Origin of the sequence: Methyloversatilis universalis FAM5, from assembly GCF_000214035.2 — a bacterium.
GTDB lineage: Bacteria > Pseudomonadota > Gammaproteobacteria > Burkholderiales > Rhodocyclaceae > Methyloversatilis > Methyloversatilis universalis.
The window spans coordinates 105,209-119,667 of the sequence record NZ_AFHG01000048.1 but is presented as its reverse complement, the minus strand read 5'-3'; the positions used below and the strand labels follow the sequence as shown (position 1 = coordinate 119,667).

Sequence of the window (14,459 nt, the reverse complement as noted above, 5' to 3'; positions counted from 1 at the left end):
GGGTAACCATCCAACAGGGAGTCCACAATGCAAACCCGCAAGCTCGCCATAGCCGCCGCCATTGGTCTGATGGGCGTTTCCGCCCAGCAGGCATTCGCTGCGGACCTCACCTACTTCGACAACTTCACGCCGCTGAGCGCCTCGGCCGGTGCCACCTCGACGCCGGCCACGCCGATCACGCTGTCCTCGCCCTTCTTCTCGCAGAAGACCATCGCCGACCGCGCCACCCAGAACCTGGTGTCGCCGGGCTCGAACTCGGGCAGCTGGGACATGATCACCGCCAACGAAAGCGGCCCGGACGCCGGCCGCTACCTGTTCATGCCCTTCGAGACCGGCTCGGGCGGCGTGCAGCGCATCGACCTGTGGGACAGCAACTACGCCACCCGCACCGTCACCATCGTGGCGCCGGGCAGCCAGGGCTTCGTGTCGGGCGACGCCTCGCGCTGGACGCCGTGGGGCAGCTATCTGACCGCCGAGGAATCCTGGGGCACCGGCAGCAGCAAGGGCCGCCTGTTCGAAATCACCAACTCGACCACCGCCGGCGCCAACGGCGGCACCTTCATCCAGCGCAACGTGATTCCGCGCGTGTCGCACGAAGGCCTGGCTTTCGACAGCAACAAGAACTTCTACTTCATCGACGAACTGAACGGCGGCTCGGTCTACAAGTACGTGTCGGCCAATCCGAACGCCACCAGCGGCGACGCCTACTTCAGCAAGGGCCAGACCTTCGTGCTGAAGGTCGGTGCAGGCGGCCAGTTCGAAGGCAACAACGGCCCGGCCATCACCGGCGCATCGACCTGGGAAGCGATCACCACCGCCACCGGTACCGCCAACGCGGCGACCTGGAGCGCGATGGTGAACCTGGGCGGCGGCAACTTCGCGCTGGACGGCCGTGCCGCGGCCGATCTGGTTGGCGGCACCGGCTACAACCGTCCGGAAGACCTGGAAATCCAGACCCGTGCCGACGGCTCGCAGGTGCTGTATTTCGCCACCACCGATTCGGACATCAACGGCAATACCGGCGACGGTCGCAGCCGCGTCTACACGCTGGACGTGAACACCGGTGCGGTGCGCCTGTTCGCCGACGCCTCCACCATCGACCTGGCCACCGGCCTGGCAGTGGGCGGCGGCTTCCGCAACGCCGACAACCTGTCGATCGATGCCAATGGCAACATCTACATCATCGAAGACCGTGACGGCGCGGTCGACGACGACATCTGGTTCGCCCGCGATCTGAACAAGGACGGTGACCTGCTGGATGCCGGCGAAGGTCTGGCCCGCTGGGCCACCAACGGCACGCCGGGTTCGGAATTCACCGGCCTGTATTTCGACAAGTTCAACCCGAACGTGGCCTACGTGAACATCCAGCATCCGGCGGATGGCGTGGATCGCACGATCCAGATCACCGCGGTGCCGGAACCGGAAAGCTACGCGATGTTCCTGGCCGGTCTCGGCCTGATGGGTCTGATCGCGCGTCGCCGTAGCCGCGTCTGATACCCGGCATCACCGCAGCAAGGAAAACGGGGGCTTAGGCCCCCGTTTTTCATGGCGCTGGAGTGGCCGCGTCCGGTGGCCCGCTCTCCAGCGCGGCGATCTTCTCGCGCAGCACGCGCGGCAGCAGCGGCTTGGTCAGGAAGTCGTTCATGCCGGCCTCGAGACAGGCGGTGCGGTCCTCTTCCTGCGCGTTGGCGGTCATCGCGAAGATGGGCACCGGCAGCCGGCCCAGCTCCTCTTCCATCTGCCGGATCAGGCGCGCGGCCTCGACCCCGCCCATGACCGGCATCTGCATGTCCATCAGCACCAGATCGAAACCGCCCTCGGCCACCTTCTCGATCGCCTCGATCCCGTTGTGCGCCACGGTCACCCGGTGACCGGCACGCTGCAGCACCACGGTGGCCACCTTCTGGTTCACCGGATGGTCTTCCACCAGCAGCACCGACAGCCTGCGGCCGGTGGCGGTCTCGCCCCGCTCCGGCTCGACCGGCGTGGCGGCGGGCGCCGCTTCGCTTTCACCCCGCCGCAGCGGCAAATCGACCCGGAAGCTGCTGCCCCGGCCCGGCGCGCTGTCGAGCGAAATGTGGCCCCCCATCAGTTCGGTCAGCCGGCTGGCGATGGACAGCCCCAGTCCGGTACCGCCATAGCCGCGGGTGGTCGAACTGTCCTGCTGGGCGAAGGCCTCGAACACGAGGGCGTGCTTGTCCGCCGGGATGCCGATGCCGGTATCGATCACGCTGAAGAGCAGACGCTCGCCGCTGGCGGCGTCGACGCGTTCTACCCGCAGCGTCACGCCGCCTTCGTGGGTGAACTTGATCGCGTTGCTCACCAGATTGAGCAGCACCTGCCGCAGCCGCAGCGGATCACCGGTGAGCCGCGCCGGCACACCGGGCACCACCTGCAGCTGCATCACCAGCGACTTGCGCGCCGCCTGCGCGGCCAGCGTGCGCATCACCAGCGACAGCTGTTCGCCGAGGTCGAAGGACACGGTTTCGACCTCGACCTTGCCGGCCTCGATCTTCGAGAAATCAAGAATGTCGTTGATGATGACCAGCAGCGATTCGGCCGAACTGCGCGCGGTCGACACGCACTCGCGCCGCTCCGCGTCGTCGGTCGCGTCCAGCGCCAGGTCGAGCATGCCCAGCACGCCATTCATCGGCGTGCGGATTTCGTGACTCATGTTGGCGAGGAATTCGCTCTTGGCACGGCTGGCCGCTTCGGCGGCATCGCGCGCGCGACGCAGCGCCTCCTTGGCCTCCCGGCTTGAGGTGACGTCGACCGCGACGCCGGCCACCTCGTCCGGATCACCGCGCACGCCGCCGAGGATGCGCAGCACGCGATGACTGCCGTCCGCGAGGTTCACGTGCACGTCCTGCTCCAGCCGTGCGTGTTCGCGTACGGCCCGGTCCAGCGCCTGGGCGAAGGCATCGGCCTCGGCCGGCAGCAGCCGGTGCAGCCAGCCTGCCAGCCCGCCACTGCTCTGCGCCGGCGTCAGACCGTGCAGCGCGCACATCTGGTCGTCCCAGGTGAGTTCGCCGCTCACGCGGTTCCACGCCCAGATGCCGATCGAGGCGGCCGAAGTGGCCAGTTCGAGCCGGTGCTTCTGACGCTCGAGTTCTTCTTCGTTGACGCAGGCACGGCAGGCGATCGCCAGCTTGCGCGCCAGGGTACGGAAGTTGTCGAGGAAGCCCGGATCGAGCGCCTCACCGCGCCGCTCGATCAGCAGCATCCCGAACTCCGGCAGGTCGATCAGATGGTGGGTCAGTGCGCTGTCGCCCAGCGTCCGCCAGCCCTCTCGGGCCAGTGCTTCCGCATCCGGCCAGCGTGCGCGCAGTGCGGCGGATCCGGCAGTGTCCTCCTGCGCCTCCGGCTCGCTGCAGATGCGCTTCAGGCGATCGCCGGTGCAGGCGTAGAGGGCACAGCTGCGCGCGTCCAGCAGTCTCCGGATTTCGGACAGTACGCGCCGGGTCATCTGTTCCAGATGCACATCCTCGCCGATGACCAGGGCGATACGGAACAGGATGTCGGTTTCTATGGCGGCTTTCATGCAGGTGGAGGCCGCAAGCCTCCAGGTGTTCAGTCCCAGGCTCGGATAACGGCCGGGCCGCTCACGCCTTGAGCAGTTCCTCCCGCCCGGCCAGCCAGCGCGCCAGATGGCGGTCCGCCGCCTCGACATGGTCGCGCAGCAGCGTGTCCGCCGCTTCGCGCGCCAGTTCAACCAGTGCCTCGTCGATCACCAGATCGGCGAAGCGCAGCAGTGGCTGGCCGGACTGGCGGCTGCCGATGAACTCGCCCGGGCCGCGCAGCTTCAGGTCTTCGGCCGCGATCATGAAACCATCGGTGTAGGCGTGGATGACGCGCAGGCGCTCGCGCGCGGTCTGCGACAGCGGGCCTTCGTACAGCAGCACGCAGGCCGATTCGCGGCTGCCGCGGCCGACCCGGCCGCGCAGCTGGTGCAGCTGCGACAGACCGAAGCGCTCGGCGTGTTCGATCACCATCAGGCTGGCGTTCGGCACGTCGACCCCGACCTCGATCACCGTGGTGGCGACCAGCAGCTGTGTGCGGTTGGCGACGAAATCCGCCATCACCGCCGCCTTCTCGTCCGGCTTCATGCGGCCATGCACCAGCCCCACCTTCAGTTCCGGGCAGGCGATCACCAGCTGTTCGTACGTGTCGAGCGCGGTCTGCAGCTGCAGCGTTTCCGATTCCTCGATCAGCGGACAGACCCAGTAGGCCTGGGCGCCGCCTTCGCAGGCGTGTCGCACGCGTTCGATCACCTGTTCGCGACGCGCGGCGGCAATGAGCTTGGTCAGCACCGGCGTACGACCGGGCGGCAGTTCGTCGATCACCGACACATCGAGATCGGCGTAGAAGCTCATGGCCAGCGTGCGCGGAATGGGTGTGGCGCTCATCATGAGCTGGTGCGGGCTCACGTCGCCGGCCTTGGCCCGCAGCGCGAGCCGCTGACGCACGCCGAAGCGGTGCTGTTCATCGACCACGGCGACACCGAGGCGGGCGAAATCGACCGCGTCCTCGATCAGCGCGTGCGTACCGACCGCGATCGGCGCCGCGCCGCTGGCGATGGCTTCCTTCATCGCCCGTTTCTCGCGCACTTTCAGGCTGCCGGACAGCCAGGCCACCTGTATGCCCAGCGGCGCCAGCCAGTCGGCCAGCTTGCGGAAGTGCTGTTCCGCGAGGATTTCGGTCGGCGCCATGAAGGCGGCCTGGTAGCCGGCTTCGACCGCTCGCAGACAGGCCAGCGCCGCCACCACGGTCTTGCCCGAGCCGACGTCACCCTGCAGCAGCCGCTGCATCGGATACGGCTGCGACAGGTCGGCGGCGATCTCGGCCCAGGCGCGCGCCTGGGCGCCGGTCAGCGCGAACGGCAGCTGTTGCAGGAAACGGTCGATCAGCGAGCCGTCGGTATCCGCCGGCTGCGGCAGCACCGGCGCATCGCGGTTGCGGCGCGCGGCGTGCGCGCGCTTCAGGCTCAGCTGCTGGGCCAGCAGCTCGTCGAACTTGATGCGGCGCCAGGCCGGTGCCAGCCGCTCATCGAGATCGCGCAGCGATTCGCCCGGGCGTGGCCGGTGCAGCGCCTGCACCGCGGCGCCGAAGGGCACCAGCGCGTAATGGCGACGCAGCGCCTCCGGCAGGCTGTCGGCGAGATCGGTGCGCTCCAGCGCGTCGTCGATGGCGCGGCGCAGGCTGGCCTGGGACAGGCCGGCGGTGGCCGGGTACACCGGCGTGAGCCGGTCCGGCAGCGCGGTGTCCTCGCCCACGGTGCGCACCCGCGGGTGCAGCATCTCCGCGCCGAAGAATCCGGGGTTGATGTCGCCGAACAGCCGCACCCGCTTGCCGGGGGCGAGCTGCTTCTGCTGCGACGGATAGAAGTTGAAGAAGCGCAGCGTTACCGTGCCGCTGTCGTCGGCCGCGGTCACCACCAGCTGGCGCCGCGGCCGGAACTTCACTTCCGACTGCGTCACCTCGACCTCGACCTGCACCGGCTGGCCGGCGCGCGCGAGCGCCACCGGCGTGATGCGCGTCTCGTCCTCGTAGCGCAGCGGGAAATGCAGGACGAGCGCAGCATCGGAGCCGAGCCCCATCCTGTCCAGCGCGTCGGCGAGCGCTTCGCTGCGTGTGCTCATCCGGTGCGGAAGGCCGGGCGGAGCCGGCCGTCGCTCATCAGTCGATCACCAGCACCGCGTCGACCTCGACCAGCGCACCGCGCGGCAGCGCGGCCACGCCGACCGCGGCACGCGCCGGGAAGGGCTGGCTGAAGTAGCGGGTCATGGCCTCGTTCACCTTGGCGAAATTGCCGAGGTCGGTCAGGAACACATTCACCTTCACCGCGTTGTCCAGCGTCGCGCCGGCGGCGGCGGCCACCGCCTTCAGGTTGTCGAACACGCGGGAGATCTGCGCGTCGATGCCGTCGGCCATGGTCATGGTGGCCGGGTCCAGACCGATCTGGCCGGACATGTAGACGGTGTTGCCCACCTTCACCGCCTGGGAGTAGGTGCCGATGGCGGCCGGTGCGTCGGGGGTCGAAACGATGATGCGCGACATGGAAATCTCCGGAGTGTGTTCAGGAATGCTGCGCGGCCTGCCCGAGCGGATCGGACAGGCCGGACGACGCCGGATTATCGCGGATATGGCCGCCTCAGGGGTGGCCGGACTCAGGCCGTGCCGACGGCGGGCACCGCGTGTTCGGCCGCGTCGCTCATGCGGTCCAGTTCACCGATCACGTCCAGGCTGAGCGATTCCATGCGCGCGATCGCCGCCAGCGCGTCGTCGAACCGCCCGGCTTCGGCATGCCTGAGCGCCTCGATGCCCACCTTGTGGAAGGCCTCGTGCGGCGCCTCCAGTTCGCGGAAGCCCGGCAGATGGCTGTGGCAGCGGCGGCCTTCACCCTCGTAGTACCACTTGCCCAGCCGGCAGCTGGCGTGACTGGCGAAACTGTCCACCGTGCGGCCGGTATGGCCGGACACGGTCTGGTAGATGTCCATCTTGTAGGCCAGGTGATCGACCTTGGCCAGTTCGGCGAAAGCGCGCAGCGAAGTGGCCTGCATGTGGCGGCCGTTCGCCTGCGCCTGGGCGCTGAGCGCTTCCATGCGGGCACTGGTGTCCAGACCTTCGCCCGAGTAGGTGGCGGCGTCGGTGGCATTCGACTGCATGCGTTCGCTGGCCAGGCTGGTGTCGTCCTGTATGCCGCTGACCAGGGTCGCGATCTCGGTCGTGGCGGAGCCGGTGCGCTCGGCCAGCTTGCGCACTTCATCGGCCACCACCGCGAAGCCGCGCCCCTGCTCACCGGCACGCGCCGCCTCGATGGCGGCGTTCAGCGCGAGCAGATTGGTCTGGTCTGCGATCTCGCGGATCAGCTGCACGATGCCGCCAATGCGTTCCGCCCGCTCGCGCAAGGTGTTCACGCTGGACGCGGTTTCGGTCAACCGGCCGGCATAGCCGCTCAGGCTTTCCGCCACCGCACGGCTGCCGCCGGCGGTCTGCGCGCACTGTCCGGCCGTTTCCGCGGCGCGGCCCGCTTCGCTGCTGACGATATCGGCCAGCGAAGCCAGCGTGGTGCGGAAGCGCTGGAAGGAGCCGGCGTAGGCGGTCAGATTGGTCAGCAGGCCGTTCTCGAAGGCCGCGCGGGCACGGATGTCCGCGTTCTCCTGCTGCAGCGTGCTGCGCTCGGCCTCCAGCCGGGCGATGTCCGCCCTCAGCCGCGCAATGTCGTCCTGCAGACGGTTGCGCTCGGCGCCGAGCTGTTCGTGTTCGCGTACTGCCACCCATCCGAGAAATGCCATCGAGCTGTCCGTCCATGCATGATCAGAACAGGCTTATCGGCGGCCTGACATGCGGCTTGAATCGGATTCAGCGTGCCACCGGCGGTGCGCCTTCGAGGCCGAGCGCACGCATCTGCGCGCGCGCCCGGTCCGCTTCCGCGCGGGTGCGGAAAGGGCCGACCAGCACCCGGGTCTCGACCTGCGCCGGAATGCCGTGCAGCGCGAGCTTGGCGCGCAGTTCCTCAGCATTGGCGGTGTGACTGAACACGCCGGCCTGCACCACATAGCCCCCTGCCGGGCTGCGCGTAAGCGCCGGCGGCGCGGACGGCTCGGCGCGCGCGGCACGGTCGGTCGACGGCCGGCGTGCGTCCGCCCCCTCGGAGACGGCAACCGGTGCGCCCGGGCGTGCGGTGGCTTCGGGGACGGCCGGTTCGGCCGCGGCGGCCGGCACCTTGGCCGACTGCGCGTGCGGCAGCACCTTGGCGGCGCCTGTGCCAGCCGGTTCCGCAGTGGTGCTCGCGGAGGGCGTGGCAGCCGCCTCCGCGGCATCGCCTTCCGGCAGCGGCGGCGGGCTGTCCTCCAGCGCGGCCGGCAGGGCGCTGACCGCAGGGGTCTCTTCCGGTGGCACCGCGGACACGGCCGCGGGTGCAGGCAGGGTCGGTACGGCCGCCTGGGCCGGCGCTTCGTCGTCCTCGTCGTCGTGCGAGCGACGGCTGGCGTCGAATACCGCCAGTCCGCCGATCAGCAGGGCGATCAGCACACCGGCCACCACGATACGGCGCAGCAGTACGCCGCGCTGTTCGGCAGCCGGCGCTTCGTCGCGCCGGGCGGTAATGCGGATCGTCGTGCTCATCGCTATTCTCCGAGCCCCCGGCTCTGTGCAAGCGTACGTACCAGATCGGCTTCACCGATCGACATGTCGCACTGTTCGGCGATCGCCTCCGCGCTCAGTCCGCGCGCGGCCAGGGACAGCGCTTCGCTGTACTGCGGCGCCACCGGCGGCAGCTGATTGACTGTTTCGATGCGGCGGCTCACGCCATCCAGCCTGTCCTCGATCACTTCGATCCGGGTTTCCAGCGCCTGCATCAGCGGCGCAAGGCGGGCGTCCAGCAGCGTATCGAGTTCGGCCTGCAAATCGGGCGGCGGCGGCGCCGGCACCGGTGCGGGCGGCGGCGGTGGCGACGCGGGTTCGGCATCGCGGCGGGCGTTCAGCATGGACAGACGCATCAGCGCGTAGCCCAGATAGCCGGTCAGGATGACCAGCGCCAGCAGCGCCGCCTCCTTCCAACCCATCGCTGACAGTTCGATCAAATCCCGCTCCGTAGGGTCCGGCCACGCGGACGGCGCAGCGCATCAGGACAGAATGACGCCCGCAGGCGCTCCGGCCCGGATAATAAGGCCTTTTCACCCTGCCCGGCTCCGATGCTCGCGTCCATGCTGTTCGTTCTCAAGAAGGCGATTTCCACGCTGGTGCTGCCGCCGGCCGGCCTGCTGCTGCTCGCTGCGGCCGGTCTGGCGCTGGTACGCCGGCATCGCCGCGCCGGCATGACGATGATTGCCTGCGGCCTGCTGCCGCTGTTCGCGTTGTGTCTGCCGGCCGTGTCCGGCTGGCTGGAACAGAGCACCTACTGCTGCCGGAACACGGCGCCGCCGACGGATGTCGGGGCCATCGTGGTGCTGGGCGCCGGCACCTACGACAACCTGATCGACTACGACGGCGAAACGGTGAATGGCTGGGCGCTGGAGCGGGTACGCGCCGGCGCGCGGCTGGCGAAGCAGACCGGACTGCCGGTACTGGTCAGCGGCGGGGTGGTATGGCGGGGCAGACCGGAAGGTGAACTGATGCGGCAGGCGATGGCGGAATTCGGCGTGACAGTGCGCTGGGTGGAATCGGCCTCGCGCGACACCGCGGACAACGCGCGCATGTCGGCGGCGCTGCTGAAGGCAGCCGGCATCAGCCGCGTGGCGCTGGTCACCCACGCGATGCACATGCGGCGCTCGATGGCCGAGTTCCGGCTCGCCGGACTGGAACCGGTCGCCGCACCGACGGTGATCCGGCGACCGCCCGACATGGCGTTCACCGACTTCATCCCCAGCGCGCGCGCGCTGCAGCAGTCAGGCTGGGCGCTGCACGAATGGCTGGGCTGGCTGGCGCAGACACTGCGCCCCGCCAGCCCTTAGTCCCTGGTCCTCAGCGATCAGAGCTTGCTGCCGCCGCTCACGTCGATGATCTGGCCGGTGGTCCAGCCACCGTCGGCGCCGACCAGGAAGGACACCACGCCAGCCACGCGGTCGGGGGTGCCGATGCCGGACAGCGCCTGCATCGCCTGCACCGCGTCCGAGCCACCGCCTTCGAGCAGGCCGGTGGTGAGACGGGTTTCGATCACGCCGGGCGCGACCGCGTTCACGGTGATGTTGCGCGCGCCAAGCGACGCCGCCATCTGCAGCGTGAACACGTCGATGAAGCCCTTGGTGGCGGAATACGCCGGAATGCCCGGGAAGGCGGTACGGGCGACGATGCTGGACAGGTTCACGATGCGGCCGCCGTCACGCAGCTTGGGCAGCAGGTACTTGGTGACGAAGAAAACCGAACGCATGTTCACGTTGGACAGCCGGTCGTAGCTGCCTTCGCTCATGTCCTCGATCGCCTCGAACGGCGCGATGCCGGCGTTGTTCACCAGCACGTCGAGATGCGGCTCGGCGAAGGCGTCGGCCAGGTTCTGCGGGCCGTCCGACATCGACAGATCGGCCTGCAGCAGCGAGGCCGAACCGCCGGCGCGTTCGATCGCCGCGCACACATCGCGCGCTTCAGCCGCGCCGTGCGCGTAATGCACCACGACGTGAAAACCGTCCCTGGCCAGCCGCCGCGCGATTTCGGCGCCGATGCCGCGCGATGCGCCGGTAACCAGCGCCACGCGGCGCGTGTTTGATGCAGACGTGGATGCAGACATCCCGACCTCCTCCCTGTTGAATGTGTTGTGTCGTGCTGCGGGTGTTGCGGACTACTGGATCAGGCCGGTCTGCGGCGACGAGGCTGCAGCCCGGTAAGGCAGCTTTTCCATGCGGCCGGCGAGGAAGGCCTCGCGGCCGGCGATCACGCCGTGGCGCATCGCCGCAGCCATGCGGACCGGGTCACGCGCGTGGGCAATGGCGGTATTCATCAGCACGCCGTGGCAGCCCAGTTCCATCGCCACGGCAGCGTCCGACGCGGTGCCGATGCCGGCATCGACGATGACCGGCACCCTGGCGTCGCCGAGGATGATTCCGATGTTCCACGGATTCAGGATGCCCATGCCGGAGCCGATCAGGCTGGCCAGCGGCATGATGGCCACGCAGCCCATGCTTTCGAGCACGCGCGCCTGTATCGGGTCGTCAGAGCAATAGACCATGACGCGGAAGCCGTCGCGGATCAGCGTTTCCGCCGCGCGCAGCGTTTCCGGCATGTTCGGGTACAGCGACTTCGGGTCGCCCAGCACTTCCAGCTTGACCAGGTCGTGCCCGTCGAGCAGTTCGCGCGCCAGACGCAGCGTGCGCACCGCGTCGTCGGCGGTGTAGCAGCCGGCGGAATTGGGCAGCAGCGTGTAGCGGCCGGCCGGCAGCACGTCGAGCAGGCCGGGTTCGCCATTGGTGCCGGCGAGCGGCGTGCGGCGGATGGCGACGGTCACGATTTCGGCGCCGCTGGCGTCGAGCGCGCGGGCGGTTTCGTCCAGCGAACGGTACTTGCCGGTGCCGACCAGAAGGCGCGAGGCGAAGGGCTGGCCGCCGATCACCAGCGGATCGGTCAGCGCTTTCTCAAACGGAGCGTTCATGGTCTAGCCGCCTCCGACGGCAATGACGATTTCCAGGCGATCGCCCGGCGCCAGCGCGGTCTGGTCGAACACGCTGCGCGGCACGATTTCGCCGTTGCGCTCGACCGCGATACGCTTCTCGCGCAGCGACATGCGGTCCAGCAGGTCACCGACCGAGCCGGCGCCGTCCAGCGGCTCCAGCTGGCCGTTGACCGAAATGGTGTGGGCCACCGCTTCAGCCATGTTTCTCGTGCGCGGCGTGCAGCACGTCGGCACGGTAGGACGAGCGCACCAGCGGGCCGGCCGCCACTTCGCTGAAGCCCATGCCGAGCGCGATGTCGCGCAGCGCGGCGAAGCGTTCCGGCGTGATGTACTCGATCACCGGCAGGTGGGCCGGCGACGGCCGCAGATACTGACCGAGCGTGAGCAGGTCGCAGCCGTGCGCGCGCAGGTCGCGCATCACCTCGACCACTTCCGCCTCGGTTTCGCCCAGACCCAGCATCAGGCCGGTCTTGGTCGGCACGCCGGGGAAGCGCTGGCCGAAATCGCGCAGCAGCTTCAGCGATCCTTCATAGCTCGCGCCCGGGCGGACCTCGCGGTACAGCCGGGGCACGGTTTCCATGTTGTGGTTGAACACGTCCGGCGGCGACACCGCCAGCGCGTCCAGCGCGACCGCCTCGCGGCCGCGGAAATCGGGGGTGAGCACCTCGATCGTGATGTTCGGGCTCAGCGCACGGATGTCGGCCATGCACTGGGTGAAATGCGCCGCGCCACCATCGCGCAGATCGTCGCGGTCCACCGAGGTGATCACCACGTAGCGCAGCTTCATCGCCGCCACGGTGCGCGCCAGCCGCTGCGGCTCTTCCGCGTCCGGCGGCAGCGGCCGGCCGTGCGACACGTCGCAGAACGGGCAGCGGCGGGTGCAGATGGCACCCAGGATCATGAACGTGGCGGTGCCGCTGCCGAAGCATTCACCGATGTTCGGGCAGGCCGCTTCTTCGCACACGGTGTGCAGCGCGTGTTCGCGCAGCACGCCCTGCAGCGCGCGTACCGCCGGCGTGTCCTGGTCGCGTCCGCGCAGCCAGGCCGGCTTCGGCGGCGAGGCAACATCCTCGCGCACCTTGACCGGGATGCGGGCCAGCTTTTCGCGCCCGCGCAGTCCTTCTCCAGCCACTGCAGAACTCATGTCGGCATCCGGTAATACAGAAATCGGTACTGAAAAATCGGCCGCCGCAGGAGAGGCTGCGGCGGCCGGGGTAGAGCATCAGCCGATGAACTCGCCGATCAGCTTGTTCACTTCGCCTGCCGCTTCGAGCTGGACCATATGGCCCTGGCCCGGCATCACCTTCACGGTCGCGCCCGGGATCGCCGTGGCGTGAGAGGACGGGATGACACGGTCGTTTTCGCCCCAGATCACCAGCGTCGGCTTGCCGGCCGCGGCAGCTGCGAGCTGCGCGGTCTGGCGGCCGCCGGCGAACAGGCCGCCGGCCAGCGTCGCGAGCGCGCTGTCGACGCCTTCGAGGCGCTTGAACTTGAGCATGTCGTCGATCATCGAGCGGGTGACCAGCGACTCATCCGAGTACAGCTGGGCCAGCACCGGCTTCAGCGCATTGCGCGATGCCGCCGACACGAAACCGTCGATGTAGGCGCCGTTGATTTCGCTGCCCAGACCGGCGGAAGCGATCAGCGACAGCGACTTCACCTTGTTCGGCGCACGCTTGGCCACCGCCAGGCTCACGCCGCCGCCCATCGAATGACCGGCGAGGTGGGCGCATTCGAGACCGATCGCGTCCATGAAGCCGACGACGACTTCGGCCAGGCCGTCCAGCGAATTGATGCCGGTGACCTTGGTCGTGCTGCCGTGGCCCGGCAGGTCGAGCGCATAGACGGCGCGCGACTCGGACAGCGGAGCGTGGTTGAACAGCCAGTTGTTCAGGTCGCCACCGAAGCCGTGGATCAGCAGCAGCGGTTCCTTGCCTGCGGCGTCCTCACCCAGCTTCAGGTAACGGACCTCGATGTCGCCGACCTTGACGGTCTGCGTCTGCGGGCCGCTGTCGGCGTCGTCGGCGGACGGCGGCACGAACTCGGCCTGGAAGCGGGCGATCAGGTCGTCGATCAGCGCGTCGTCGACATCCTTGTCGGCGATCACGCCGAGCAGGGCGCCGACCGGCAGCACCTCGTCGGCCTGGGCCACCTGCCGGCGCAGCACGCCGGCGGTCGCGGCCTCGACGGCGCCGGAAATCTTCTCGCTTTCGACTTCGAGAATTTCCTCGCCCGGCTCGATCTTGTCACCCACTTCCTTCAGCCAAAGGTTGACCTTCCCTTCCTGCATGGAAAGGCCCCACTTGGGCATGGTGACGGTAAAGATTGCGGACATCAGCGATACTCCTTGACCTTCATCACGGCTTCTTCGATGCGTGCCGGACTCGGGATGTAAAGATCTTCCAGCGAGGCGGCGAACGGCACGGGAACGTGCGGTGCGGTCACCATCTGGATCGGGGCCTTCAGCGCGCCGAACGCTTCCTGGGCGATGAAGCCGGAAATGTCCGATGCCATGCTGCAGCGCGGGTTCGATTCATCGACCACGACCAGGCGACCGGTGCGTTCGACGCTTTCGAGGATGGTGTCGGTGTCCAGCGGCGAGGTGGTGCGCGGGTCGATGATTTCGCAGCTCACACCCTTCTTGCGCAGGCTGGCCGCGGCGTCCTTCGCGTAATTGACCATGCGGCCGATCGCCACGATGGTCACGTCGTCGCCTTCCTGCACCACGGCGGCTTCGCCGAACGGCACGATGTAGCTTTCGGCCGGCACGTCGCCTTCCATCGTGTAGAGCGCCTTGTGCTCCAGGAAGATGACCGGGTCGTTGTCACGGATCGACTGGATCAGCAGGCCCTTGGCGTCGTACGGATTCGACGGAACGACCACCTTCAGACCCGGAACGTGCGTGAACATGTTGTACAGGCACTGCGAGTGCTGGGCGGCGGCACGGAAGCCGGCGCCGTACATCGCGCGGATCACCACGGGGGTCTTGGCCTTGCCGCCGAACATGTAGCGGAACTTGGCAGCCTGGTTGAAGATCTGGTCGAAACAGACGCCCATGAAGTCGATGAACATCAGTTCGGCGACCGGACGCAGGCCGTTGCAGGCCGCACCGACCGCGGCGCCGATATAGCCCGACTCCGAGATCGGCGTGTCCATCACGCGACCCGGGTGCTTGGCGTACAGGCCCTTGGTGACGCCGAGCACACCGCCCCATGCGTCGTCCTCGCCCGGCGAACCTGCGCCACCGGCCACGTCCTCGCCCATCACGATGACGCTCGGGTCACGCGTCATTTCCTGATCCAGCGCCTCGTTGATGGCCTGCTGGTAAGTAATCTTTCTTGCCATTCTGTTTTCT

The 14,459-nt window shown here is 68.4% G+C and carries 14 protein-coding genes and 1 pseudogene; 2 read left to right on the top strand and 13 right to left on the bottom strand.

All coding sequences use genetic code 11. The features are described 5' to 3' along the window. The first annotated feature begins 27 nt into the window (after positions 1 to 27). Positions 28 to 1,494, top strand: coding sequence for an alkaline phosphatase PhoX (locus METUNV1_RS09765; RefSeq protein WP_008061239.1), 1,467 nt, complete (start codon positions 28 to 30; stop codon positions 1,492 to 1,494). 49 nt (positions 1,495 to 1,543) lie between these two features. Here the strand turns inward: METUNV1_RS09765 and METUNV1_RS09760 are convergent, their stop codons facing one another. From METUNV1_RS09760 to METUNV1_RS09735, 7 genes and pseudogenes are all read right to left on the bottom strand, one after another. Further along, complete coding sequence (locus METUNV1_RS09760) at positions 1,544 to 3,541, bottom strand: ATP-binding protein (protein WP_008061238.1); 1,998 nt, start codon at positions 3,539 to 3,541, stop codon at positions 1,544 to 1,546. A gap of 61 nt (positions 3,542 to 3,602) precedes the next feature. After that, on the bottom strand, positions 3,603 to 5,639 hold the full coding sequence (gene recG / locus METUNV1_RS09755; protein ID WP_008061237.1) for an ATP-dependent DNA helicase RecG: 2,037 nt from the start codon (positions 5,637 to 5,639) through the stop codon (positions 3,603 to 3,605). Between the two features lie 37 nt (positions 5,640 to 5,676). Next, the gene (locus METUNV1_RS09750) at positions 5,677 to 6,057 is read right to left on the bottom strand and encodes a Rid family detoxifying hydrolase (RefSeq protein WP_008061236.1); all 381 of its coding nucleotides are present in this window, start codon (positions 6,055 to 6,057) and stop codon (positions 5,677 to 5,679) included. 110 nt (positions 6,058 to 6,167) lie between these two features. Further along, positions 6,168 to 6,560 carry a CZB domain-containing protein gene (locus METUNV1_RS20220; RefSeq protein WP_408630414.1) on the bottom strand — a complete coding sequence of 131 codons (393 nt, stop codon included), beginning with the start codon at positions 6,558 to 6,560 and terminating at the stop codon, positions 6,168 to 6,170. A gap of 72 nt (positions 6,561 to 6,632) precedes the next feature. Beyond that, positions 6,633 to 6,902, bottom strand: a pseudogene (locus METUNV1_RS20215) (methyl-accepting chemotaxis protein); the annotation flags it as partial. Positions 6,903 to 7,362: 460 nt separating this feature from the next. Then, positions 7,363 to 8,127, bottom strand: a complete 765-nt coding sequence (locus METUNV1_RS09740; protein ID WP_008061234.1) for an SPOR domain-containing protein — start codon at positions 8,125 to 8,127, stop codon at positions 7,363 to 7,365. 2 nt (positions 8,128 to 8,129) lie between these two features. Beyond that, the gene (locus tag METUNV1_RS09735; RefSeq protein ID WP_008061233.1) at positions 8,130 to 8,585 is read right to left on the bottom strand and encodes a DUF2802 domain-containing protein; all 456 of its coding nucleotides are present in this window, start codon (positions 8,583 to 8,585) and stop codon (positions 8,130 to 8,132) included. A gap of 123 nt (positions 8,586 to 8,708) precedes the next feature. On the opposite strand from METUNV1_RS09735, the gene METUNV1_RS09730 reads away from it, so the two are divergent. Further along, a complete protein-coding gene (locus tag METUNV1_RS09730; RefSeq protein WP_232416323.1) occupies positions 8,709 to 9,455 on the top strand; it encodes a YdcF family protein in 747 nt (248 codons plus the stop codon). Positions 9,456 to 9,472: 17 nt separating this feature from the next. Here METUNV1_RS09730 and METUNV1_RS09725 read toward each other — a convergent pair whose 3' ends face one another. The 6 genes from METUNV1_RS09725 to METUNV1_RS09700 all read right to left on the bottom strand — a co-directional run bounded on the left by METUNV1_RS09725 (position 9,473) and on the right by METUNV1_RS09700 (position 14,449). Continuing rightward, positions 9,473 to 10,225: an SDR family NAD(P)-dependent oxidoreductase gene (locus METUNV1_RS09725; protein WP_043359610.1), complete on the bottom strand. Its 753-nt coding sequence runs from the start codon at positions 10,223 to 10,225 to the stop codon at positions 9,473 to 9,475. Positions 10,226 to 10,276: 51 nt separating this feature from the next. Continuing rightward, on the bottom strand, positions 10,277 to 11,083 hold the full coding sequence (locus tag METUNV1_RS09720; protein ID WP_008061230.1) for a thiazole synthase: 807 nt from the start codon (positions 11,081 to 11,083) through the stop codon (positions 10,277 to 10,279). Between the two features lie 3 nt (positions 11,084 to 11,086). Beyond that, a complete protein-coding gene (thiS, locus tag METUNV1_RS09715; RefSeq protein ID WP_008061229.1) occupies positions 11,087 to 11,305 on the bottom strand; it encodes a sulfur carrier protein ThiS in 219 nt (72 codons plus the stop codon). After that, positions 11,298 to 12,248: a lipoyl synthase gene (gene lipA, locus METUNV1_RS09710; protein ID WP_008061228.1), complete on the bottom strand. Its 951-nt coding sequence runs from the start codon at positions 12,246 to 12,248 to the stop codon at positions 11,298 to 11,300. Before lipA ends, thiS begins: the two co-directional genes overlap by 8 nt. A 78-nt stretch (positions 12,249 to 12,326) precedes the next feature. After that, positions 12,327 to 13,439, bottom strand: coding sequence for an acetoin dehydrogenase dihydrolipoyllysine-residue acetyltransferase subunit (locus METUNV1_RS09705; protein ID WP_043359608.1), 1,113 nt, complete (start codon positions 13,437 to 13,439; stop codon positions 12,327 to 12,329). Further along, entirely contained in the window at positions 13,439 to 14,449 is a 1,011-nt protein-coding gene (locus METUNV1_RS09700) for an alpha-ketoacid dehydrogenase subunit beta (RefSeq protein ID WP_008061225.1), read from the bottom strand. The genes METUNV1_RS09705 and METUNV1_RS09700 overlap by 1 nt, the downstream gene beginning before the upstream one ends. Between the last annotated feature and the right edge of the window lie 10 nt (positions 14,450 to 14,459).

What these genes read in the sequence shown, in the direction of transcription:
- recG (WP_008061237.1), bottom strand. Translation starts at nt 5,639, where the DNA reads ATGAGCACACGCAGCGAAGCGCTCGCCGACGCGCTGGACAGGATGGGG.
- METUNV1_RS09725 (WP_043359610.1), bottom strand. Translation starts at nt 10,225, where the DNA reads ATGTCTGCATCCACGTCTGCATCAAACACGCGCCGCGTGGCGCTGGTT.
- METUNV1_RS09760 (WP_008061238.1), bottom strand. Translation starts at nt 3,541, where the DNA reads ATGAAAGCCGCCATAGAAACCGACATCCTGTTCCGTATCGCCCTGGTC.
- METUNV1_RS09720 (WP_008061230.1), bottom strand. Translation starts at nt 11,083, where the DNA reads ATGAACGCTCCGTTTGAGAAAGCGCTGACCGATCCGCTGGTGATCGGC.
- thiS (WP_008061229.1), bottom strand. Translation starts at nt 11,305, where the DNA reads ATGGCTGAAGCGGTGGCCCACACCATTTCGGTCAACGGCCAGCTGGAG.
- METUNV1_RS09740 (WP_008061234.1), bottom strand. Translation starts at nt 8,127, where the DNA reads ATGAGCACGACGATCCGCATTACCGCCCGGCGCGACGAAGCGCCGGCT.
- METUNV1_RS20220 (WP_408630414.1), bottom strand. Translation starts at nt 6,560, where the DNA reads ATGCAGGCCACTTCGCTGCGCGCTTTCGCCGAACTGGCCAAGGTCGAT.
- METUNV1_RS09705 (WP_043359608.1), bottom strand. Translation starts at nt 13,439, where the DNA reads ATGTCCGCAATCTTTACCGTCACCATGCCCAAGTGGGGCCTTTCCATG.
- METUNV1_RS09700 (WP_008061225.1), bottom strand. Translation starts at nt 14,449, where the DNA reads ATGGCAAGAAAGATTACTTACCAGCAGGCCATCAACGAGGCGCTGGAT.
- METUNV1_RS09730 (WP_232416323.1), top strand. Translation starts at nt 8,709, where the DNA reads ATGCTGTTCGTTCTCAAGAAGGCGATTTCCACGCTGGTGCTGCCGCCG.
- METUNV1_RS09750 (WP_008061236.1), bottom strand. Translation starts at nt 6,057, where the DNA reads ATGTCGCGCATCATCGTTTCGACCCCCGACGCACCGGCCGCCATCGGC.
- METUNV1_RS09765 (WP_008061239.1), top strand. Translation starts at nt 28, where the DNA reads ATGCAAACCCGCAAGCTCGCCATAGCCGCCGCCATTGGTCTGATGGGC.
- lipA (WP_008061228.1), bottom strand. Translation starts at nt 12,248, where the DNA reads ATGAGTTCTGCAGTGGCTGGAGAAGGACTGCGCGGGCGCGAAAAGCTG.